Source organism: Methylophaga sp. UBA3613 (assembly GCF_002375415.1).
In the GTDB taxonomy this organism is placed as follows: domain Bacteria; phylum Pseudomonadota; class Gammaproteobacteria; order Nitrosococcales; family Methylophagaceae; genus Methylophaga.
Genome location: NZ_DFLS01000005.1, coordinates 178,471 through 196,487, shown reverse-complemented (window position 1 = coordinate 196,487; position 18,017 = coordinate 178,471). Strand labels below are relative to the sequence as shown.

13 protein-coding genes are annotated in these 18,017 nt (G+C 44.8%); 7 read left to right on the top strand and 6 right to left on the bottom strand.

The window, feature by feature from the left end; all coding sequences use genetic code 11:
* Nucleotides 1–31 precede the first annotated feature (31 nt).
* From B3S93_RS05905 to B3S93_RS05890, 4 genes are all read left to right on the top strand, one after another.
* Nucleotides 32–3,628 (top strand): DUF748 domain-containing protein, encoded by a 3,597-nt coding sequence (locus tag B3S93_RS05905; RefSeq protein ID WP_292403632.1) that lies wholly within the window; start codon nt 32–34, stop codon nt 3,626–3,628.
* A 78-nt stretch (nt 3,629–3,706) separates the two neighbouring features.
* The gene (locus tag B3S93_RS05900) at nt 3,707–4,339 is read left to right on the top strand and encodes a cold shock and DUF1294 domain-containing protein (RefSeq protein WP_292403635.1); all 633 of its coding nucleotides are present in this window, start codon (nt 3,707–3,709) and stop codon (nt 4,337–4,339) included.
* Between the two features lie 74 nt (nt 4,340–4,413).
* Complete coding sequence (locus tag B3S93_RS05895) at nt 4,414–4,866, top strand: nucleoside deaminase (protein WP_292354423.1); 453 nt, start codon at nt 4,414–4,416, stop codon at nt 4,864–4,866.
* A 77-nt stretch (nt 4,867–4,943) separates the two neighbouring features.
* Complete coding sequence (locus B3S93_RS05890) at nt 4,944–5,402, top strand: ATPase (protein WP_292403638.1); 459 nt, start codon at nt 4,944–4,946, stop codon at nt 5,400–5,402.
* A gap of 192 nt (nt 5,403–5,594) precedes the next feature.
* Here B3S93_RS05890 and amt read toward each other — a convergent pair whose 3' ends face one another.
* The gene (gene amt, locus B3S93_RS05885; protein WP_292403640.1) at nt 5,595–9,020 is read right to left on the bottom strand and encodes an ammonium transporter; all 3,426 of its coding nucleotides are present in this window, start codon (nt 9,018–9,020) and stop codon (nt 5,595–5,597) included.
* Nucleotides 9,021–9,262: 242 nt separating this feature from the next.
* Entirely contained in the window at nt 9,263–11,437 is a 2,175-nt protein-coding gene (locus B3S93_RS05880) for a glutamine synthetase III (protein ID WP_292403643.1), read from the bottom strand.
* A gap of 734 nt (nt 11,438–12,171) precedes the next feature.
* Between B3S93_RS05880 and B3S93_RS05875 the strand changes: the two genes are divergently transcribed.
* Nucleotides 12,172–13,248, top strand: a complete 1,077-nt coding sequence (locus B3S93_RS05875) for an NAD(P)-dependent alcohol dehydrogenase (RefSeq protein WP_292354429.1) — start codon at nt 12,172–12,174, stop codon at nt 13,246–13,248.
* Between the two features lie 107 nt (nt 13,249–13,355).
* Nucleotides 13,356–13,427 (top strand): pyrroloquinoline quinone precursor peptide PqqA, encoded by a 72-nt coding sequence (gene pqqA / locus B3S93_RS05870; RefSeq protein ID WP_081443609.1) that lies wholly within the window; start codon nt 13,356–13,358, stop codon nt 13,425–13,427.
* A 283-nt stretch (nt 13,428–13,710) separates the two neighbouring features.
* Here pqqA (B3S93_RS05870) and B3S93_RS05865 read toward each other — a convergent pair whose 3' ends face one another.
* Both B3S93_RS05865 and B3S93_RS05860 read right to left on the bottom strand, forming a co-directional pair.
* Complete coding sequence (locus B3S93_RS05865; RefSeq protein ID WP_292354431.1) at nt 13,711–13,923, bottom strand: hypothetical protein; 213 nt, start codon at nt 13,921–13,923, stop codon at nt 13,711–13,713.
* Between the two features lie 290 nt (nt 13,924–14,213).
* Nucleotides 14,214–14,906, bottom strand: a complete 693-nt coding sequence (locus B3S93_RS05860; protein WP_292403645.1) for a plastocyanin/azurin family copper-binding protein — start codon at nt 14,904–14,906, stop codon at nt 14,214–14,216.
* Between the two features lie 231 nt (nt 14,907–15,137).
* Here B3S93_RS05860 and pqqA (B3S93_RS05855) point away from each other — a divergent pair, with 231 nt between their 5' ends.
* Nucleotides 15,138–15,209, top strand: a complete 72-nt coding sequence (gene pqqA / locus B3S93_RS05855; protein WP_081443609.1) for a pyrroloquinoline quinone precursor peptide PqqA — start codon at nt 15,138–15,140, stop codon at nt 15,207–15,209.
* Between the two features lie 192 nt (nt 15,210–15,401).
* Here pqqA (B3S93_RS05855) and B3S93_RS05850 read toward each other — a convergent pair whose 3' ends face one another.
* Nucleotides 15,402–16,469: a mechanosensitive ion channel family protein gene (locus B3S93_RS05850; protein WP_292403648.1), complete on the bottom strand. Its 1,068-nt coding sequence runs from the start codon at nt 16,467–16,469 to the stop codon at nt 15,402–15,404.
* Between the two features lie 485 nt (nt 16,470–16,954).
* Nucleotides 16,955–17,677 (bottom strand): plastocyanin/azurin family copper-binding protein, encoded by a 723-nt coding sequence (locus B3S93_RS05845; protein ID WP_292403651.1) that lies wholly within the window; start codon nt 17,675–17,677, stop codon nt 16,955–16,957.
* Nucleotides 17,678–18,017 lie beyond the last annotated feature (340 nt).

Here is an 18,017-nt window from a genome sequence, read left to right as displayed (position 1 = left end):
TTATCTCTGCCTTTGAGATAAGCCATCAGTCATGAAATCTGTCAAAAACACCTTTCTGAAATATCGAAGTTTGCTGATCTGGGTTGTCAGTATTCTGCTGTTATATACCTTGATAGGATTTTTACTGGTTCCGTGGCTGGCAGAGCGCCAGTTGGTGAAGACAATGCAACAGAGACTGGGCGTTGAGGCCAGTGTCGAAAACATATATTTCAATCCCTATACATTTGAAGCGACAGTCGACAATCTGCAATTAACCACGGAGCAGGATGAGCCGCTGGCAGCATCAGAAAAGCTTTACCTCAATCTGCAACCTTTGCAACTGGCGAGACTGACTTTACGACTGGAAGAAATCAATCTGGCCGATACAACACTGCATTTCCGTCGTTATTCGACAACGGCTAATACGCTGACAAGACTGGCAGACAACTGGGCAGTTTCAGCTAAAGAGGAAGCGGCTGAAGACGAAGCCAATCAATCCAGCGAACAGGACGAATCTTTATTTAGCTTGGAAATAGCTGAGGTTAACTATACCAATGGCGAGATTCATTATCGGGATGAAGTACCCAAGGAGCCTTTTGAAACGGTATTGCGTCCGATCAATATTCATCTGCAAGATTTTTCCACGGAGGCCAGTCAAAACGCCAGTTTAGATTTGGCGGTCGGGCTGGAAAATGACGCAAAATTGTCCGCAGACGGAAAGCTAAGCATGTCTCCGTTACAGTTATCGGGTCAGATAACGCTGGATAATTTCAGTTTACAGTCGCCCTATCGTTATTTTAAGGCACAGTTGCCATTTGAATTGAACCAGGGGCGGCTGGATTTACAATTATCCTACGATATCGATTTTGCCGATGAAGCGGCAGATATTGATCTCAGTGCGATTGATATAGGCTTGACCGGTTTTAGTATTCTTCAGCCGGGCATGACCAAAGCGTTATTGCAAGACGGGAAACTGGAGATAAAAAACGCCAGTTATGCTTTTCCAGAAAATCAGCTCATATTGGATAACGTTTCGCTGACTGACTTTAAACTGGCTTTGACCCGAAACCAGCAGGGTGATCTCAACTGGCTGCAGTTAATAGCTGCCCTGCCCGGAAAAGATTCTGAGGCAGTGGTGGAAGATACTGATGAACAAACCGATAAACAAAACACGTCACCGTTTACCTTGGAAATTGGAGCGTTAAGTTTTACCGAAGGTGAGATTCATTATCGTGATGAAAATCCGCAGGAGCCTTTTGAAACGGTATTACGTCCGGTCAATATTCAGCTACAAGATTTTTCCACTGAGGCCAGTCAAACCGCCAATATAGATTTAGATATCGGACTGGAAAAGGACGCAAAATTGTCCGCAGACGGAAAGTTAAGCATGTCACCGTTACAGTTATCAGGCCAGGTAACACTGAACAATTTCAGTTTGCAGACGCCATATCGTTATTTTAACGGTCAGCTGCCTGTTGAACTGAATAGCGGCCGAGTTGAACTGCAAACGTCTTACGACATCAATTTGGCCGGTGATACTAAAAAAATAGATCTCAGTGAGATAGATATCGAAATAGCCGAGTTAGATATTCACCAGCCCGGTGAGAGTGAAGCGTTAGTAAAAGGCGGTAAGCTGACCATTAGTAATGGGCTTTATGTTTATCCAGAAAATCAGCTCACTATAAAATCGGTTTCACTGGATGATTTCAATCTGGCTGCAACCCTAAACGAGCAGGGTGAAATCGACTGGTTACAAGTATTGGAAAAAATGCCTGATCCAGCCACTGATGAACCCGATACGCAAGCATCACCACTTCAGCTCGATATCGCCAATCTGGCCATCAATAATACCAAGCTGACGTTAATGGATGAGCAACTGAAAACGCCCTTTACTCTTACAATGATGCTGTCTGGCAGCATGCAGAATTTCACTCTGGCAGAGGGTAATCAGATTCCTTTTACTACCGATATCAGTTTGCAAACAGGAGGTGATATTGGGATTGAGGGTGAAATTCAATTGTTTCCAGAACTGGCCGTTCAGGCAGAGGCTACTATAGATAATTTAGCCTTAAAGCCGGTGCAACCTTATCTCAGCAAGTATGCACATGTTGGTATTGTAAAAGGTGAAGTCAGCTCCACCGCCCAGATTACCTCTAATCAACAAAAGCCGTTTAGCCTCCAGGCTAATCTAACGGTTGAAGATGTGCAGCTCGATAATCAGAAAAACAATGAAAAACTGTTCAGCTTTGACCAGCTAGACATTAATACAATTGATTTTTCATTAGCGAAACAACGCCTGGCTATCTCAGAAGTGATCGTTGATGAACTATATGCCCGCATATTTATTAACGAAGATGGCGAAACCAATGTAAGAGGACTACTCAAGGAGCAACCAAACGACAAAGCTGAGACAGAGAATAAAGATCAAGACAGTCTCTTCAATGGCTATGAGTTGGCAATTGGTCAAGCGATTATTAATAACGCGAGTTCGCGTTTTACCGATGCCAGTTTGCCGATAGTTTTTGATACACATATGCAGGCACTCAATGGCGAAATAAGCGGTTTTTCTACGCTTTCTGAACAACCCGTAGAGCTGACATTGGAAGGTAAGGTTGATGAATTTGGTCTGGTGGAAATTGATGGTGAAATAAAACCGTTAGCCCTTCGCGAATTTGCCACGGTAAAACTGTCGTTCAGTAATATAGATTTGCCTGCTATGAGCCCCTATACAATCAAATTTGCAGGTAGACGTATCGACGAAGGACGTGGCGACGTAGAGCTGACGTATAAGGTTGTTGAGGGTGAACTTTCTGCAACGAATAATATTGTGTTGCATGATATCAAGCTTGGGGAGCGGGTTGAGGCGCCCGATGCGCTAGATTTGCCACTTGATTTGGCAGTATCGTTACTCAAAAATAAGGAAGGGGTGATTGATCTGACGATTCCAGTAAGCGGAAGTGTCAATGATCCCGAATTTGATATGAGCGCGGTAATTACTCAAGCAATTAACCAGGCGATCACCAATATTGTGACAGCGCCTTTCAAATTTCTTGGAGGTTTATTCGGCAGTGATAACGAGGAACCGATAGACAATATTCGTTTCCGGCCTGGTGAGAGTGACCTGGCTCCACCGGAACAGGAAAAATTACAGAAGCTCGCAGGAGCATTAGCCGAACGTCCGCAACTGGCGATAAACATCCCCCCAACCTTTGCGATGGAAGCCGATCGTCAACAGCTAAAACAAGCTGCCGTTGAGCAACGTATTGAATCGCGTCTAGATCAAACTGATCCAGAAACACAATTGGCAGAACGTCGACAAACAGTTTTGGAAACACTTTATCGTGAGGCGGGGTTAAGTCCAATATTGAGGACACTGCAACAGGAATTCACTGTAAAGACCGAAACTCAGGAAACAGCTGAACTCGATGTGCTGGCTTACAATGCTGATCTGAAACAGCGATTAATTGAAGCCGAGTCGATATCCGCCACGCAGTTGCAACAATTAGCTGAACAACGTCAACAAACCATTATCGATTACATTCAACAACACGCTGATGTGAGCAATGATCAATTAAAACGCAGTGAGACGGTGGCCACCAGATTGGAAGATGGGTGGTTAAAGCTGAAATTTGAACTGGTAACACTCTAAATAATTTTTGAGCTAGCAATATCGACGTTATGCCAGAGGCACCATACAAACTGGTAGATATAAAACGCGAGGGAAAGCATGAAGCTGCAAGGGAAAATTTCAAATTGGAATGATGATCGAGGCTTTGGTTTTGTCGAGCCAAATGGTGGTGGAGAACGTGCTTTTGTCCATATCAAGGCCTTTAACCCACCATCCCGAAGACCCGCGAATGGTGAAGTCATTATCTATGAAATAGCTCGCGATAATAATAATCGTTATAAGGCTGAAAATATTCAATTTGCTCGTGACATTTCCAAGCCCAAAAAACGAGATAAAGTAAAAAGCCAAAGAGGCTTCGGTGGTATCTTTACGATTGTCTTTTTCATTGGACTGTTGGTCTCAGTCTTTAGTGGAAAGTTGCCTTTAGTTATTGTCGGTGTATATCTAATCATGAGCCTAATCGCGTTTATCGCTTATGCAATTGATAAATCTGCAGCTCAAAATGGGCGATGGAGAACGCAAGAAAGCACCTTGCACCTACTTTCTCTAATCGGTGGTTGGCCAGGAGCCTATATTGCTCAAAAGAAAATACGCCATAAATCGAGTAAGAAAGCGTTTATAAATGTTTATTGGATAACTGTGCTGTTGAATTTAGGTGGGTTGGTTTGGCTTCATACTGAGAAAGGAGCAAACTTCATGAATAATGTTGTTTTTCGATTATTCAATGGCTAACTTGCAAATCAAGGTGGCCGACTCCTTAGATCTACAACCTTTTGATCTACACAACCTGAAGAAGGAACACAGGCATGACAACCATTGACTATAAGGCAATGCTGGAAGTGGCGATCAATGAAGCGCGTCAAGGATTAGCCGAGGGTGGTATTCCTATCGGTGCTGCAGTTTTCAATAAAAATGGCAAGCTACTCGGTGCAGGCCACAATCGCCGAATTCAGGAAAATGATCCTTCTGTTCATGCCGAGACCGATGCCTTTCGTAAGGCCGGAAGACAAAAGTCCTATCGCGACAAAATCATGGTCACAACACTTGCACCCTGTTGGTATTGCAGCGGGCTGGCACGGCAATTCAACTTCGGCACAGTGGTTGTTGGCGAATCCGTAAATTTCGACGGCGGGCTAGATTGGCTTCGCGAAACTGGCGTAGAGGTCATCGATCTTAACTCGCAGGAATGCATCCAAATGCTCGGCGATTTCATTGCCCAAAACCCAGAAATCTGGAATGAAGATATCGGTGAAGATTAGGGGCTGTGTCTTTGATCTTCAATTGATCCCTCAAACTATTCCAATAACAGCGGCAAACAAAAATACTGGAAATTATTATGAAAGTTGAAACGTTAAGAGATGTTCTTCATTGGACAAGCGAGTTTCATCAACACCTCACAGAATGTTTGAAACGTGGTGCCGATAAAACTGAAAATACGCGAGCACAAATGCTTCTTAACTATTTGTCAGAGCATGAAGAAAAGCTCGGACATGCTGTGCACCAATTCGAAGTCACAGGGAATGAACATGCGTTAAATACCTGGTGCTATGAGTACTTTGATAAAAATCCCATCGTGCAACATCATCATTGTGATGCACCATTTTCTGAACTATCAACCACCGACATTATGCAAGTAATCATTCATCAACATCAGCAAATCATTGACCTTTATCGTTACCTGCATGATTGTGCGGATATATCCTCGGCAAAAGAGTTGATGGAAGATCTCAGATCTTTTGAAGAGCATGAAATTATGGTGATGTCACAGTCAGCTAATCGATTAGAAGATATTTGAGATTGAAACCTTGGAGATAAGGTCGATTGAAAGTTCTCTAAATACAATCGTTTCTGATACCTTTGATACGACATCTGGAACGAAAATATCGGCGAGGAATAGAGTTATTTCTTTCAATCAGCTTGATAAAGTATAAAACTAAATTATTTGGCTAACCCTTTAATCCGGACGCGGATCCCAAATATCCATCATCTAACGCGGCATTACCCGGACGCTCATGAGTGATTCCAATGGCTCTGGTCGTGACAGATAAAAGCCCTGAACATAATCCACTCCAATTTGACGCAGGATATTCAGTGTTGCGGCGTCTTCAACAAACTCGGCAATGGTCTTTAACCCCATGATATGGCCGATGTTGTTAATCGAAGCCACCATGGCCTGGTCAATCCGGTTATTGGCTAGCTCTTGAATGAAAATACCGTCAATTTTCAAGTAGTCGACTGGTAATTGTTTGAGATAGCCGAATGAAGAGAGGCCACTTCCAAAATCATCCAAAGCAAACTGACAGCCTAGGCGTTTCAGTTCGGTAATGAAGCGAGCGGCATTGGCTGGATCAGCGATGGCAGCGGTTTCGGTGATTTCAAAGCAAATATTATTGGCCGGTACTTTGCGTTTCGCCAGTTGTTCCTGAATTAACTGCAAGCAGTCTTCACGACCGATGGAGGCACCGGAAAGGTTAATCGAGCAAAAAACCGGCTGGTTGTTCTGGCGGAGTTGATCGCCCATCCAGGCCAGTGTGTTGCGAATCACCCATTGGTCGATTTTGGGCATTAATCCAAAACGTTCGGCGGCTGGAATAAAGGCACCTGGCGGAATGATTTCGCCTTGTGGGCTAATCATACGGGCCAAGATTTCATAATGCGGCATGGTGTTTTCGCTGTTTTCCAGCGGAACTATCGTTTGATAATAGAGCCGGAAAAGATCTTGATCGAGCGCTTCCTGTAACCGACTGGCCCACTGAATTTGCCCTTGATGCTCTTGAGCTTGTATATCATCCGGTTGAAACAGGTGCACCCGGTTACGCCCGCGATCTTTGGCTGCATAACAAGCGGCATCGGCATGACTCAATACTTCATCCAGGCTGCCACTGGCCTCGGTAATACTGACCAAACCGATACTGACCCCAACGGAAAACACCTGACCTTCCCAGGAAAAACGAAAAGTAGTGACGGTTTTTCGCAGAGTCTCTGCAATGTCCTGACCTTTTTCAATTGGACAATGACTGAGCAGCACCCCGAATTCATCACCCCCCAGCCGTGCAAAGGTATCGCTCTGACGCAGTATGGGTTTAAGCAGACTTGAGAGTTGCTTCAACAGAACATCACCGGCTCTATGTCCACAGGTGTCATTCACCAATTTGAACTGATCTAAATCCAGATAGCAGAGCAGGTGCTCCGCTTTATCCTGATGGGCTTCATTGATCAGCGATTCCAAACGCTTTTCAAATTCACGTCGATTGATGAGGCCAGTCAGAGTATCGTGCACCGCCTGAAAGCTCAGCATCTTTTGCAAACGACTGTTTTGAGTAATGTCCTGAAGTGCTACCACCCAACCTATATTTTGACGGTTGGTATCAAGTAAGGGCGCACAGTTAAGTTGGATTTCAAACTCATCACCTTGCTTGTTTTTCAGTAGAAACAGACGTTTTTGGCGGGTGTTAGGCGATTTAACGGAGTAGTCCTGACACAATGTCGTGATGTTAATTTGAGTGGCTTCACTGTCTTCAATCAGAATAATCTCGTCAATCGGTTTACCGAATGCCTCTTCAGATGTCTGTCCCAGTAGTTCACTGGCCATCGGATTAAGATAGACGATGTTATACGCTGCATCACAGGTAACAACTGCTTCCGTGATGGCTTCCAGTGTGACTTGTGCCAGCTCAGAGTGCCGATGCAGACGAGCCTCCATCTTTTTTCTTTCGCTGATATCCCTCAGCATGGCGCTGTATTGCACGCCCTCCTCGGTTGGGCTGGCGGTGGTGGTGACTTCCAGTGTAAAAGGGCTGCCCTTACTGTGTCGGGCAATGATTTCATAAGGCCCCGGTTGTTGACTGCTGGCCAGGGTGACGAATAAATGCTCCGGGGTTGTGCCCGAAAAAGTTTGTTGGTTTTGTTCATGGAGTAAAACATCAGTTGGCTGCCCCACCAACTGGTGAGCAGGAAGGCCGAACATAATTTCCACGCCTGGATTGGCGCTGGTCACAATCCCCTGGCTGGAGAAGGTAATCACCCCGTCACGCATATCACGCACAATCAAGCGGGTGCGTGTCACCATACGGTTCAGGTTAGCAATCACCCGGTTGTACTGGGATGCAATCTGGCCAACTTCGGTAAAAGGCTCAACCGGTACCCGCTGCTTCAGATCACCTCTACGTTCTTGCGTTTGCATGGCTGAAAGCAAATCAGTCAGTTCGGTTTTCGCGCCATGTTCTGACACATTCAGCCCCTGCTGCTCGGCTTCGATGCTGACGCGCAATGGTATGAAACGATTCAACAGATAGAGGAAGGTGATTGTCAGCGGAAAAATAAACAGGGCACAGGCAAATATGCCAAGTAATTGCACCTGCAGTTGGTCAAAGCGGCTTAAGCCGGTATCAAGCAGTTGCAAATCACCGAAAAGTGCAACGGCCAGTGTGCCCCAGATTCCGGCGACTAAGTGTACTGGCACCGCCGAAATGGCATCATCAAGCTGCAGTCGGTGCATCTGTTTTTCAGCCAGAAACATCACCAGCGCGCCAAGGCTTCCAATCACCGCCGCTTGTGGTGTTGAAACTACATGACAACCTGCGGTAATAGCGACTAGTCCGGCCAGGGTGCCATTAATGGTGAGCGAGGTGGTCTGGCTATTATCCTGTTGTGTTTTTGAAAGCAGGATCGCCGTGATTCCTCCAGCAGCGGCTGCAATGATGGTGTTGACGATGATGCCGGCAATAGTCGTGGTAAAAGCCAGTGTACTGCCACCGTTAAAGCCAATCCAACCGATCATGAAGAACAGCATGCCAAGAATCGCCAACGGCAGGTTGCTTCCTGGGATGTTTTGTACTTTGCCTCGAATGAAACGTCCGGTACGTGGGCCGATAACAATCACGGCGGCCAGTGCTACCCAGCCACCCACACTGTGTACTACGGTGCTGCCGGCAAAATCGGTGAACCCCATGGCTTCCAACCAACCAGGAGATTCATTAACGGCGCTGCTCCAGACCCAGTGACCAAACACCGGGTAGAGCAGTAGACTGATTAATGCGGTGATGATGATGTAAACCACAAAGCGACTGCGTTCAGCGATAGCACCAGAGACAATCGTGGCGGCTGTGGCACAAAAGGTTAATTGGAAAAAGAAAAAACTGGCGTGCCAGAATTCATCTCTGGAAAAATCAGCAAGAAACCAGTGAGTATCGAGTTTCATGCCTTCATGGGCACCAAACATGATGCCAAAACCAAACAGCCAGAAGAGCATGGCGGTAACGATCAAATCAAAGGCGTTTTTAAGCGCTACGTTAATCGCATTTTTACTTCGGGTAAGCCCAGATTCCAGACACAGGAATCCACCCTGCATAATCAGAACCAGCATCGCTGCAATTAAAATCCACAAAGCATCCAGCGCACTCATATCAGGCATTATCAGTCTCCGAAGATAAAGTCAGCACTCTATCGGTGCGAGAGCCTGGCAGTTATTGACACAATAGCGCCAGCCCGCGCCATATCGAGCGTTGTGACTTCTCAAGGAGCAGAAATTGTGCCATTTCAGCTAACATTGATTGCAGTGGAAAGGAAAACGATTTAAACGAGGGATCATGACAAACAAAAGGGCCAGAGAAAATTCTCTGGCCCTTTTTTATTACTTATAACCTAGATTGCGGTTTATTTGATAAACAACATCTCACGGTATTTCGGCAGTGGCCATAAATCATCGGCTACTTCCGTTTCCAATGCATCAACATGGGCACGGACTTTATCCATCAGGGTATGGATATCATTCGCGCAGTAGTTCATATGTGCTTCGATTGAGTCAAAGTCATGTTTGGTTATGGCTTTGGACAGTTCAGCTACCGCAGCGATCATGGCATTGGTTTCGTTGGCGATTGAGCTGGCAATCGAGTTGTCCATTTCAATGCCCAGATCAGACATACCTGAACAGGTCATCGATAATTCGCCCAGATATTGTGTAGCTGCCGGGTAAATCATGGTTTTGGCCATTTCGATAACCAGTTTGGCTTCGACTTCAATCGATAAAATGTACTGCTCGGCATAGACTTCAAAGCGGCTTTCCAGCTCGACCGGTGAAAACACATTGGTCCGCTTGAACAGCTCGCGGATTGACTCATCACGCAGGTATGGAAGCGCATCAGCTGAGGTCGGCAGGTTTTTCAAACCACGTTCCTCAACCGCCATTCTATGCCATTCAGCAGAATAGCCATCGCCACCGAACACTACATTGCCATTCTCTTCCATCAATGTTTTCAATACAGCTAAAACGGCAGTGGTTCGTGATTCCGTTTTCGCCAGTTCGCTTTCCAGTTTTTCAGCAATCCAATCTAATGAATCAGCCAGAATAGTGTTCATCGCCACTAATGGGCCGGATACCGATTGTGATGAACCGACAGCACGGAATTCAAAACGGTTACCGGTGAAGGCAAACGGAGAAGTACGGTTACGGTCACCCGGATCACGTTCGAATTTAAGGATTTGAGACAGACCCAGATCCATTTCGCCGCCTTGTTTTGATGAGGCGATATTGCCGTCTTTAATATCCTGGAAGACTTTTTCCAACTGGTCACCCAGATACACAGACAGGATTGCCGGAGGGGCTTCATTGGCACCCAAACGGTGGTCATTGGAAGCTGAGGCGATAACTGCACGCATTAGCGGGCCGTATTTATTGACGCCACGAATAACCGCACCACAGAACAACAGGAAGTTGAGGTTATCGTGTGGAGTACTGCCTGGATCAAGCAAGTTGCCTTGTGTGGCATTACCGACAGACCAGTTGACGTGTTTGCCTGAACCATTCACACCCGCGAACGGTTTTTCATGTAACAGGCACATAAAACCATGTTTTTTTGCCGTGCTTTTCATCAGTGTCATCATCAACTGCTGATGGTCGGCAGCGATGTTGGCAGATTCATAATACGGTGCGATTTCGAACTGGCCAGGAGCCACTTCGTTGTGATGAGTTTTGGCAGGAATGCCCAGACGATACAACTGGTCTTCAAAATCCTGCATAAAGATTTGCACACGCTCAGGAATCGCACCGAAGTAATGATCATCAAATTGCTGACCTTTGGCAGGCGAGGCACCAAATAGAGTACGACCGGCTAACAATAAGTCTGGACGGGCATTGGCAAAGTTGATGTCAATCAGGAAGTATTCCTGTTCAGCGCCACAGCTTGAGCTCAGTGGGGCAATTTCTTCTTCCCCCATTAATGACAGTACTTTGCGAGCGGCTTTATCCATGGCTGCATTGGAGCGCAGTAACGGGATTTTTTTATCCAGCGCTTCACCGGTCCATGACATAAACACGCTTGGAATCATCAGCGTTGAACCATTTTCGGTATGCATGATGAACGCAGGGCTGGTTGGATCCCAGGCGGTATAACCACGTGCAGCATTGGTCATACGCAAGCTGCCGTTAGGGAATGATGAACCGTCCGGCTCACCTTTAATCAACAAGCTGCCCGAGAATTCGGTAATCGCATTACCTTCAGAGTTGGTCACAATAAAACCGTCATGTTTTTCAGCGGTAATATTAGTCATTGGATAGAAAAGATGTGAAAAGAACTTAACGCCTTTGGATAACGCCCAGCTCTTCATCGCTGCTGCCACAACATCCGCCACCGCCGGTGCAAGTGGTGCGCCGGTTTGTACTGTTTGTTTAACCGCTTTGAATGCCGATTTATTCAAAGCCTGTTCCATGGTTTCCAGGTTGAATACATCCGTTGCCCAAATCTTATCTAAGGATTCAGGTGTTTTGACTGCGATTTTTTCGCGGTTGGTGATTTGTGAAATGGCTGTCAGGCGCGTTTCGTTTCCACTCATTTAATTATCCTTTTTGCGATGTTTGTTTAATTCGTGTTGTAGTTATTCGACATGGTAGTAAGAAGCTTAACCCTGTAAAAATTGATCATGAGTAGAACGGCGAAACAGAACACGACCATTAAGTTCTTTTTATCCAATCACAGTCATAAGCAATAAGCAGTCCAATTATCATAGAAAACGTAATATTCAGCAAAACAAGAATAGGCCTGAGGCACTGATTTTTTAAGGATGCAGAGAGGGTCAGGATTGAGTCTTACTGCGAGCGAAGAAGGTGCGGGCAGCACCAAAATGGGGCATAAATATTGCGCAATATTATGGCGAGAAAAAGGCAATTTGGCGCTACATTTTGTAGTAGCTGTTAGTTATTTTTTGCTTTCATTGATAAGTCAGTGATTCGTTACAATCAAACCCTTGGTTTTTCGTCTGGCTGATATCGTTTTTTTAAATATTAGATGTGATTCACGGTTTCTGAAACGAATTAGGCGGATAACTAATCTCAACAGAAGATCCTTCTGGTAGTTGACGTTGTCTCTCTCGTTGTTTTTGTCAGGCTTATGCCTGACTTTTTTTATCTAGCCACATAAATTTATTGCAGTGCTTAAGTTACGGCAAAACAAGTTGTGCCTTAAATGATCTGGGTCAATGACATAAAATCCCAAAAGACCTAATCTGGTTTTATCGCTCCCGCTTTTACAGCTATGGGAACATCTCAGACAATTATGAGGAGTCGCGTTATGGCAACTATGATGAAAGCAGCTATTTTTATTGAGCCAGGCCGCATCGAGATTGATGATAAACCCATTCCCGACATTGGCGATAATGATGCATTAATCAAAATTTCCACAACCACCATCTGTGGCACGGATGTGCATATTCTTAAAGGTGAATATCCCGTTGAAAAAGGCCTGACGATTGGCCATGAACCCGTCGGGGTGATTGAAAAGCTGGGCAAAAATGTTCAGGGCTACCATGAAGGGCAACGGGTGATAGCCGGTGCAATCTGTCCCAGTTATACCTCCTATGCCTGTCAGGATGGCTGTTCGGCACAAGATGGTGGAGCACACTCTCATGGATATAAACCTATGGGTGGCTGGCGGTTTGGCAACACCATTGATGGGGCACAGGCCGAATATCTTCTGGTGCCGGATGCGCAGGCGAATTTATCCCCTGTGCCAGAAAATTTAACCGACGAACAGGTCCTGATGTGTCCCGATATTATGTCCACCGGTTTTGCCGGTGCTGAATCAGGCAATATTAAAATTGGGGACATTGTGGCGGTATTTGCTCAAGGTCCGATTGGCTTGTGTGCCACAGCCGGGGCGCGATTAAAGGGTGCCAGTTTTATCATTGCGGTAGATGGGGTGGATGAACGTCTGGCGATCTCCAAACAAATGGGCGCAGATGTGACACTGGATTATCGAAAAGATGATGTGGTTGCCGAAATACTGAAACTGACCGGTGGACGTGGTGTCGATGTCGCCATTGAAGCCCTTGGACAACAAAGCACTTTTGAAGCCGCGTTGCGTGTCCTGAAACCCGGCGGAACATTATCAAGTCTTGGCGTGTATTCATCCGATCTGACCATTCCTCTCGATGCGTTTGCCGCAGGATTGGGCGACCACAAAATCGTTACCTCACTATGCCCCGGCGGTAAGGAACGTATGCGTCGTTTGATGGATGTTATTTCGCACGGCAGACTGGATTTAAGCCCCATGGTGACCCACCGGTTCAAACTGGAAAACATCACCGAAGCCTATGATTTGTTTTCTCATCAACGCGATGGGGTATTGAAGGTGGCTATCGAGATCTGACCAGCAAAATCCTGAGTCCCAACAAGCAATTCACCTTATGGCTATTTTTTGTGACAGCGTAATATATGAACTGTAAAACAAACAAAACAACCAACGAGGTGATTATCATGTGGACTAAACCAGAATATTCAGACATGCGTTTCGGTTTTGAAGTAACGATGTACATTTGTAATCGTTAAGATTTGAAACAACGCAAAACAAGAAGCCCCCGAAAGGGGCTTTTTTGTGGACGAGTGTTCGGGATTAAATCACGAAATCCTATTCTTAAATATCAAATTTCAGACATAAAAAAAGCACTCATGAATGTGTGCCTGTTTTATTTATTACCGGGACCAGTATCAACTACCACCCCTAAAAACTTACTGGATGTTAAGTATTTTTTGTATTAATTTACGACAATCATTGCTTCTGTACATAGTCAGTTGGGAATGTTGCTATAAAGTTTAAAGCTAACTTTATGTTTCAATTTTTCTTTTGAATATTCTGAAAAGCTTTTGCAAGTAGTAAAGGAGCTGACTTTCCAGACATTCTTCTTGGTTTTCTTCCAAATCGACGGCTCATTTCTAACTCATGCTGCTCTTGTGCATCTAATTCTTTGATCAGTCTATCCAATTCATCCTGACTATGAATTATGGCGTGCTCTAATACGCTACGTCTTCGGGTTTTAAGGGGCATTTTAACGATTCCATATAGGTAAATAACGTCAGAGCACGAGCTATTGAAAAAGTTCAACTTTATCCAAAATATAGTAAGTCTATGACTAGCTAGAGTTTTTTGACTTGGTCAACAACAGACAATTCCAGGACCAACACTCAATCTTTCTGGGTATGCCTATGCCTTGGATTTAGCTTGTCCAAATACGTTTCCGATCAGTAGACTTAATTTCAGGACGGGTCATCAGAAATAAAAAAGGCACTTAAAATAAGTGCCTTTTTGCTATGGTGCGAAGTTATCTGAGCCCGAAATTACATACTTTCTGCTTCAGATATTGCTTTTCTGACCAGACGTCCAGCACCGCCACTGACATCGGCATTTTTAATCTGTTCGAGATTCACTGGGTCACCTACGATGATGACTCCACCCATACCTGAGCCAATATGCGGTGTGCATTTATAGACGTAAATGCCTTCCTCTGTGAAGGTGTGCTTATAATTTTCACTCATTGGCGAGTTCCATTTCTCAGCACCTTCGGGAATCAAGCCATCTATTGATTCAGAGTTATGTGTGCTCATGTTGCGCCAAGACACAGAGTCACCGGAATTAATTTTGACGACCAGCGGATTAAACTTCAGGCCCTCTGCAGTTACGAAATGCGTTTCTGCTCCTTCACTTTTTGGCTCATCGGCTTGAGCGGCTGCGTCATCTGATGTTCCACTGACTTCTGTTTCTTCAGTTGCCATGGAGTTATCAGTTTGATCAAGCTCAGCGGCAGGTTCATCTTCGATGACCACTTCAGTTTCTGATGGGACCGGGGTGATATTTTCAGTCGTGTCCATATTGCTCTGATTTTCAGAGCTCATTCCCGTTTCTTGGTTTTGTGTCGTGTCAGAACTGTCATCGCTACCACAGGCTGTAAACAGCGTGGCTGCCGCAAACGACATAGTCAGTGCAATGGCGATATTTCTTGTCTGTGTAAACGCCGAAGTTGCTTTAAACATATTTTGTACTCTCCTGATAAAAAATTCATGTTCCAGATTATGACAGTGGCAAACCCCGTCCGTTCGATTTGCCTCTAAACCGCAAAATTATTATATTCACTCCAGTTGTTTATTGTGAAAATGCATAAAGTAAAATCCTGAGTCCGGATGAGTAAATCACCTTATGGCATTTTTAACTGTCAGCGTAACATTTGAATTGTAAGTTAACGAAATAACTTGGAGGTGATTATCATGTGGACTAAACCAGAATATTCAGACATGCGTTTCGGTTTTGAAGTAACGATGTATATCTGCAACCGTTAAGATTTGAAACAACGCAAAACAAGAAGCCCCCGAAAGGGGGCTTTTTTGTGGCTAGGTGATGCGTTACTCCATCCAAACTTTAAAAAGTTTCGGAATCTCGAATCTCAAATTTAAAAAAAGCACTTATAAATTGATAGTGACCAGGGCTGGAATCAAAACTGCACAGGCGCAAAGCCGAGGGGGGTAAATTCCTCATGATGGTCGTTGCTCCGAGCTTTCCTGATCATAGTTTATCGCTCTGATGGGATATGGAATGGTGATGCCTTCTTCTCTATAGCGTTTGTGAAGGGCTTTGATAAACGCTGATTTCACCCAAAAGCGATTGAAATATTCCTGGGCTCTTAACATAACGGTGAAATTAATACTGGAATTGTCAAAAGTGTGAAAAACAACAAATGTCTCATATTCCTCCACTCCCCATTTATGTGATTTAAGAATTTCACGGGCGACTTCGAGCGTTACGCGCTCAACGTGTTCCAGATCAGAGTTGTAGTGCACCCCGACCTCAACCGGTACGGAAAGCTGTTTTTCCGGATAATAATAATTGATCAGCTTCGACTTTGATAAAACACTATTGGGCATTATCACGATATTGTTGGGAAGCATTCGGATCCAGGTTGATCGCCAGCCTATTTTCTCAACAAAGCCTTGTTCACCTGAATCCAGCTCAATAAAGTCCCCCATCCGGATAGGCTTATCGATGACCAGCTGAATGCCGGAAAAGAAGTTCTCCAGTGTCGGTTGCAGCGCCAATGCCAGCGCCAAAGAGGTGATACCCAGTGAGGCGATAATGGGAGTCAAGGAAATACCGATGGTGCTGAGAATCATCAGCAAGCCAAGGCCGAGGATCACGATATGCGTGATACCTTGCATGATGCCTTTGCTGGTTCTGAAACTAACGTTTCTATCGGCATAGCGGCCAACTAAACCGTTCACCAATCTATCAACAAATACCACTAACGCTAAGATGAGCAGAAGCTTGGCAACAATATTAAAAATACTGGAATTTATGTTGACTGAATAATGTACCAACAACTGTTCAAAGAGTTTGGAAAGGAACGCCAGTAACACAAGTGTGAGGGGGAAGTTGACCGATTTAATGATTATGCCGATTAGGGAGATTTGACTGGTCTCCGCGGCTTTTAAAATACGTGCCAGAATAAATCGCTTAACAAGAGTAAGTGTAATAAAAGCGCCCAAGACAATGATCGTCATCATTGACCATTGGGGCAAGGCATCAAGCCAATCCTGGAACTTCATTACGCAACCTTAATGACTAAGTTAGTAATAACTTATGCAGAAGTTGTGCCCTTAATGAGAAAGCGGTCAGCGTGTTTCGTATCAAGTGATAGGACAGAAAATGATGCAATTTCTGAGCGTTATATCGTTAAAGATGCACGGTTTGTTGGCAGGCTGAACCAAAAAAGTGCACCTTAAAATTTATGTAGCCGTTCCTGAATACATTCAACGCGGTACTAATCAGGTAATGAAGAATTAAAACCTTTAAGCAAAGTAACCCCATCAATATATATACTTTTTTAGACAGTTTTTAACTGGTCCGTGTCATCGTGGTGGGCTTGCACTCAAAAAAAGCCCCAACACTTTTCAGTATAGGGGCTTTACTATTTCTGATGGTGCCGGGGCCGTAATCGAACAGGCCATTACGTTAGTTTCTCCACCCCAACACTCATATGCTGATTCCGTTTTGAATCCGCTTTTTGGTATCAACTTCTCAGGCAAAAAAACTACATACTTTCTGCTTTAGAAATAGCCTTTCTGACCAAACGGCCAGCAGCGCCGTTGGCATCGGCGTTTTTAATCTGTTCCAGATTGACTGGCTCGCCCACAATAACGACGCCCCCCATGGCAGCTCCGAAGTGAGGGACACATTTGTAGACATAGATACCATCTTGAGTAAATGTCCGATCATAGTTTTCATTTATGGGTGATTCCCAGTGCTCAGCATCTTCTGGAATCAAGCCATCGAGTGACTTTGTGTTGTGAGTGGGCATGTTGCGCCAGGAAACAGTGTCTCCATTCTTGATGGTGATGACCAGCGGAATGTATTTAAGCCCTTGCGCCATAACAGTATGGGTTTCGGGACCTTCGCTAGCTGGCTCATCGGCTGGAGTAGTGGTTGCTTTATCAGCGGTTGATGCAGAATCAGTCTCTTCAGCTTCAATATTTGTCTCTGTTGCTTCAGTTTGATCCGTCGCAGATGTCTGATCACTCTCAGCGACAGGTTCATCTTCAATGACCACTTCAGTTTCTGGTGCGCTTGGTGTGATGTTTTCAGTCGCGTCCATGTTGCTCTGATTTTCGGAGCTCATTTCAGTTTCAGGGCTTGGTGTGGTGTCAGAGCTGTCATCGTTACCACAACCAGTGATCAGCGTAGCGGTCAAGAATGACATGGTCAGTGCCATTGCAATGTTTCTCGCCTGTGTAAACGTCGTAATTGCTTTGAGCATCTTGTGTTCCTTAATTAAAGGCAAAAAATTTCAACAATAGTGTAACAGTGAAAAACCTGCAGTAGGTTCGATATCCCACTAAATCCAAATATCAGCTTTGTGTTAATTAGGGAGGAGAGCCAGTTTTGATGTTGTTTTTATGCTTATAAAAAGCTAACTGCTGTCAGATTAAGTCTTAATCATAACAAAATAAGCCACAAAAAAGCCCCAACACTTTTCAGTATTGAGGCTTAGATATTTCTGATGGTGCCCGGGGCCGGAATCGAACCGGCACAAGAGGTCGAGTAAGTTAGTTCAAATATCCATAACAGCCTTATATACCCCTGTGATCTCAACTGAA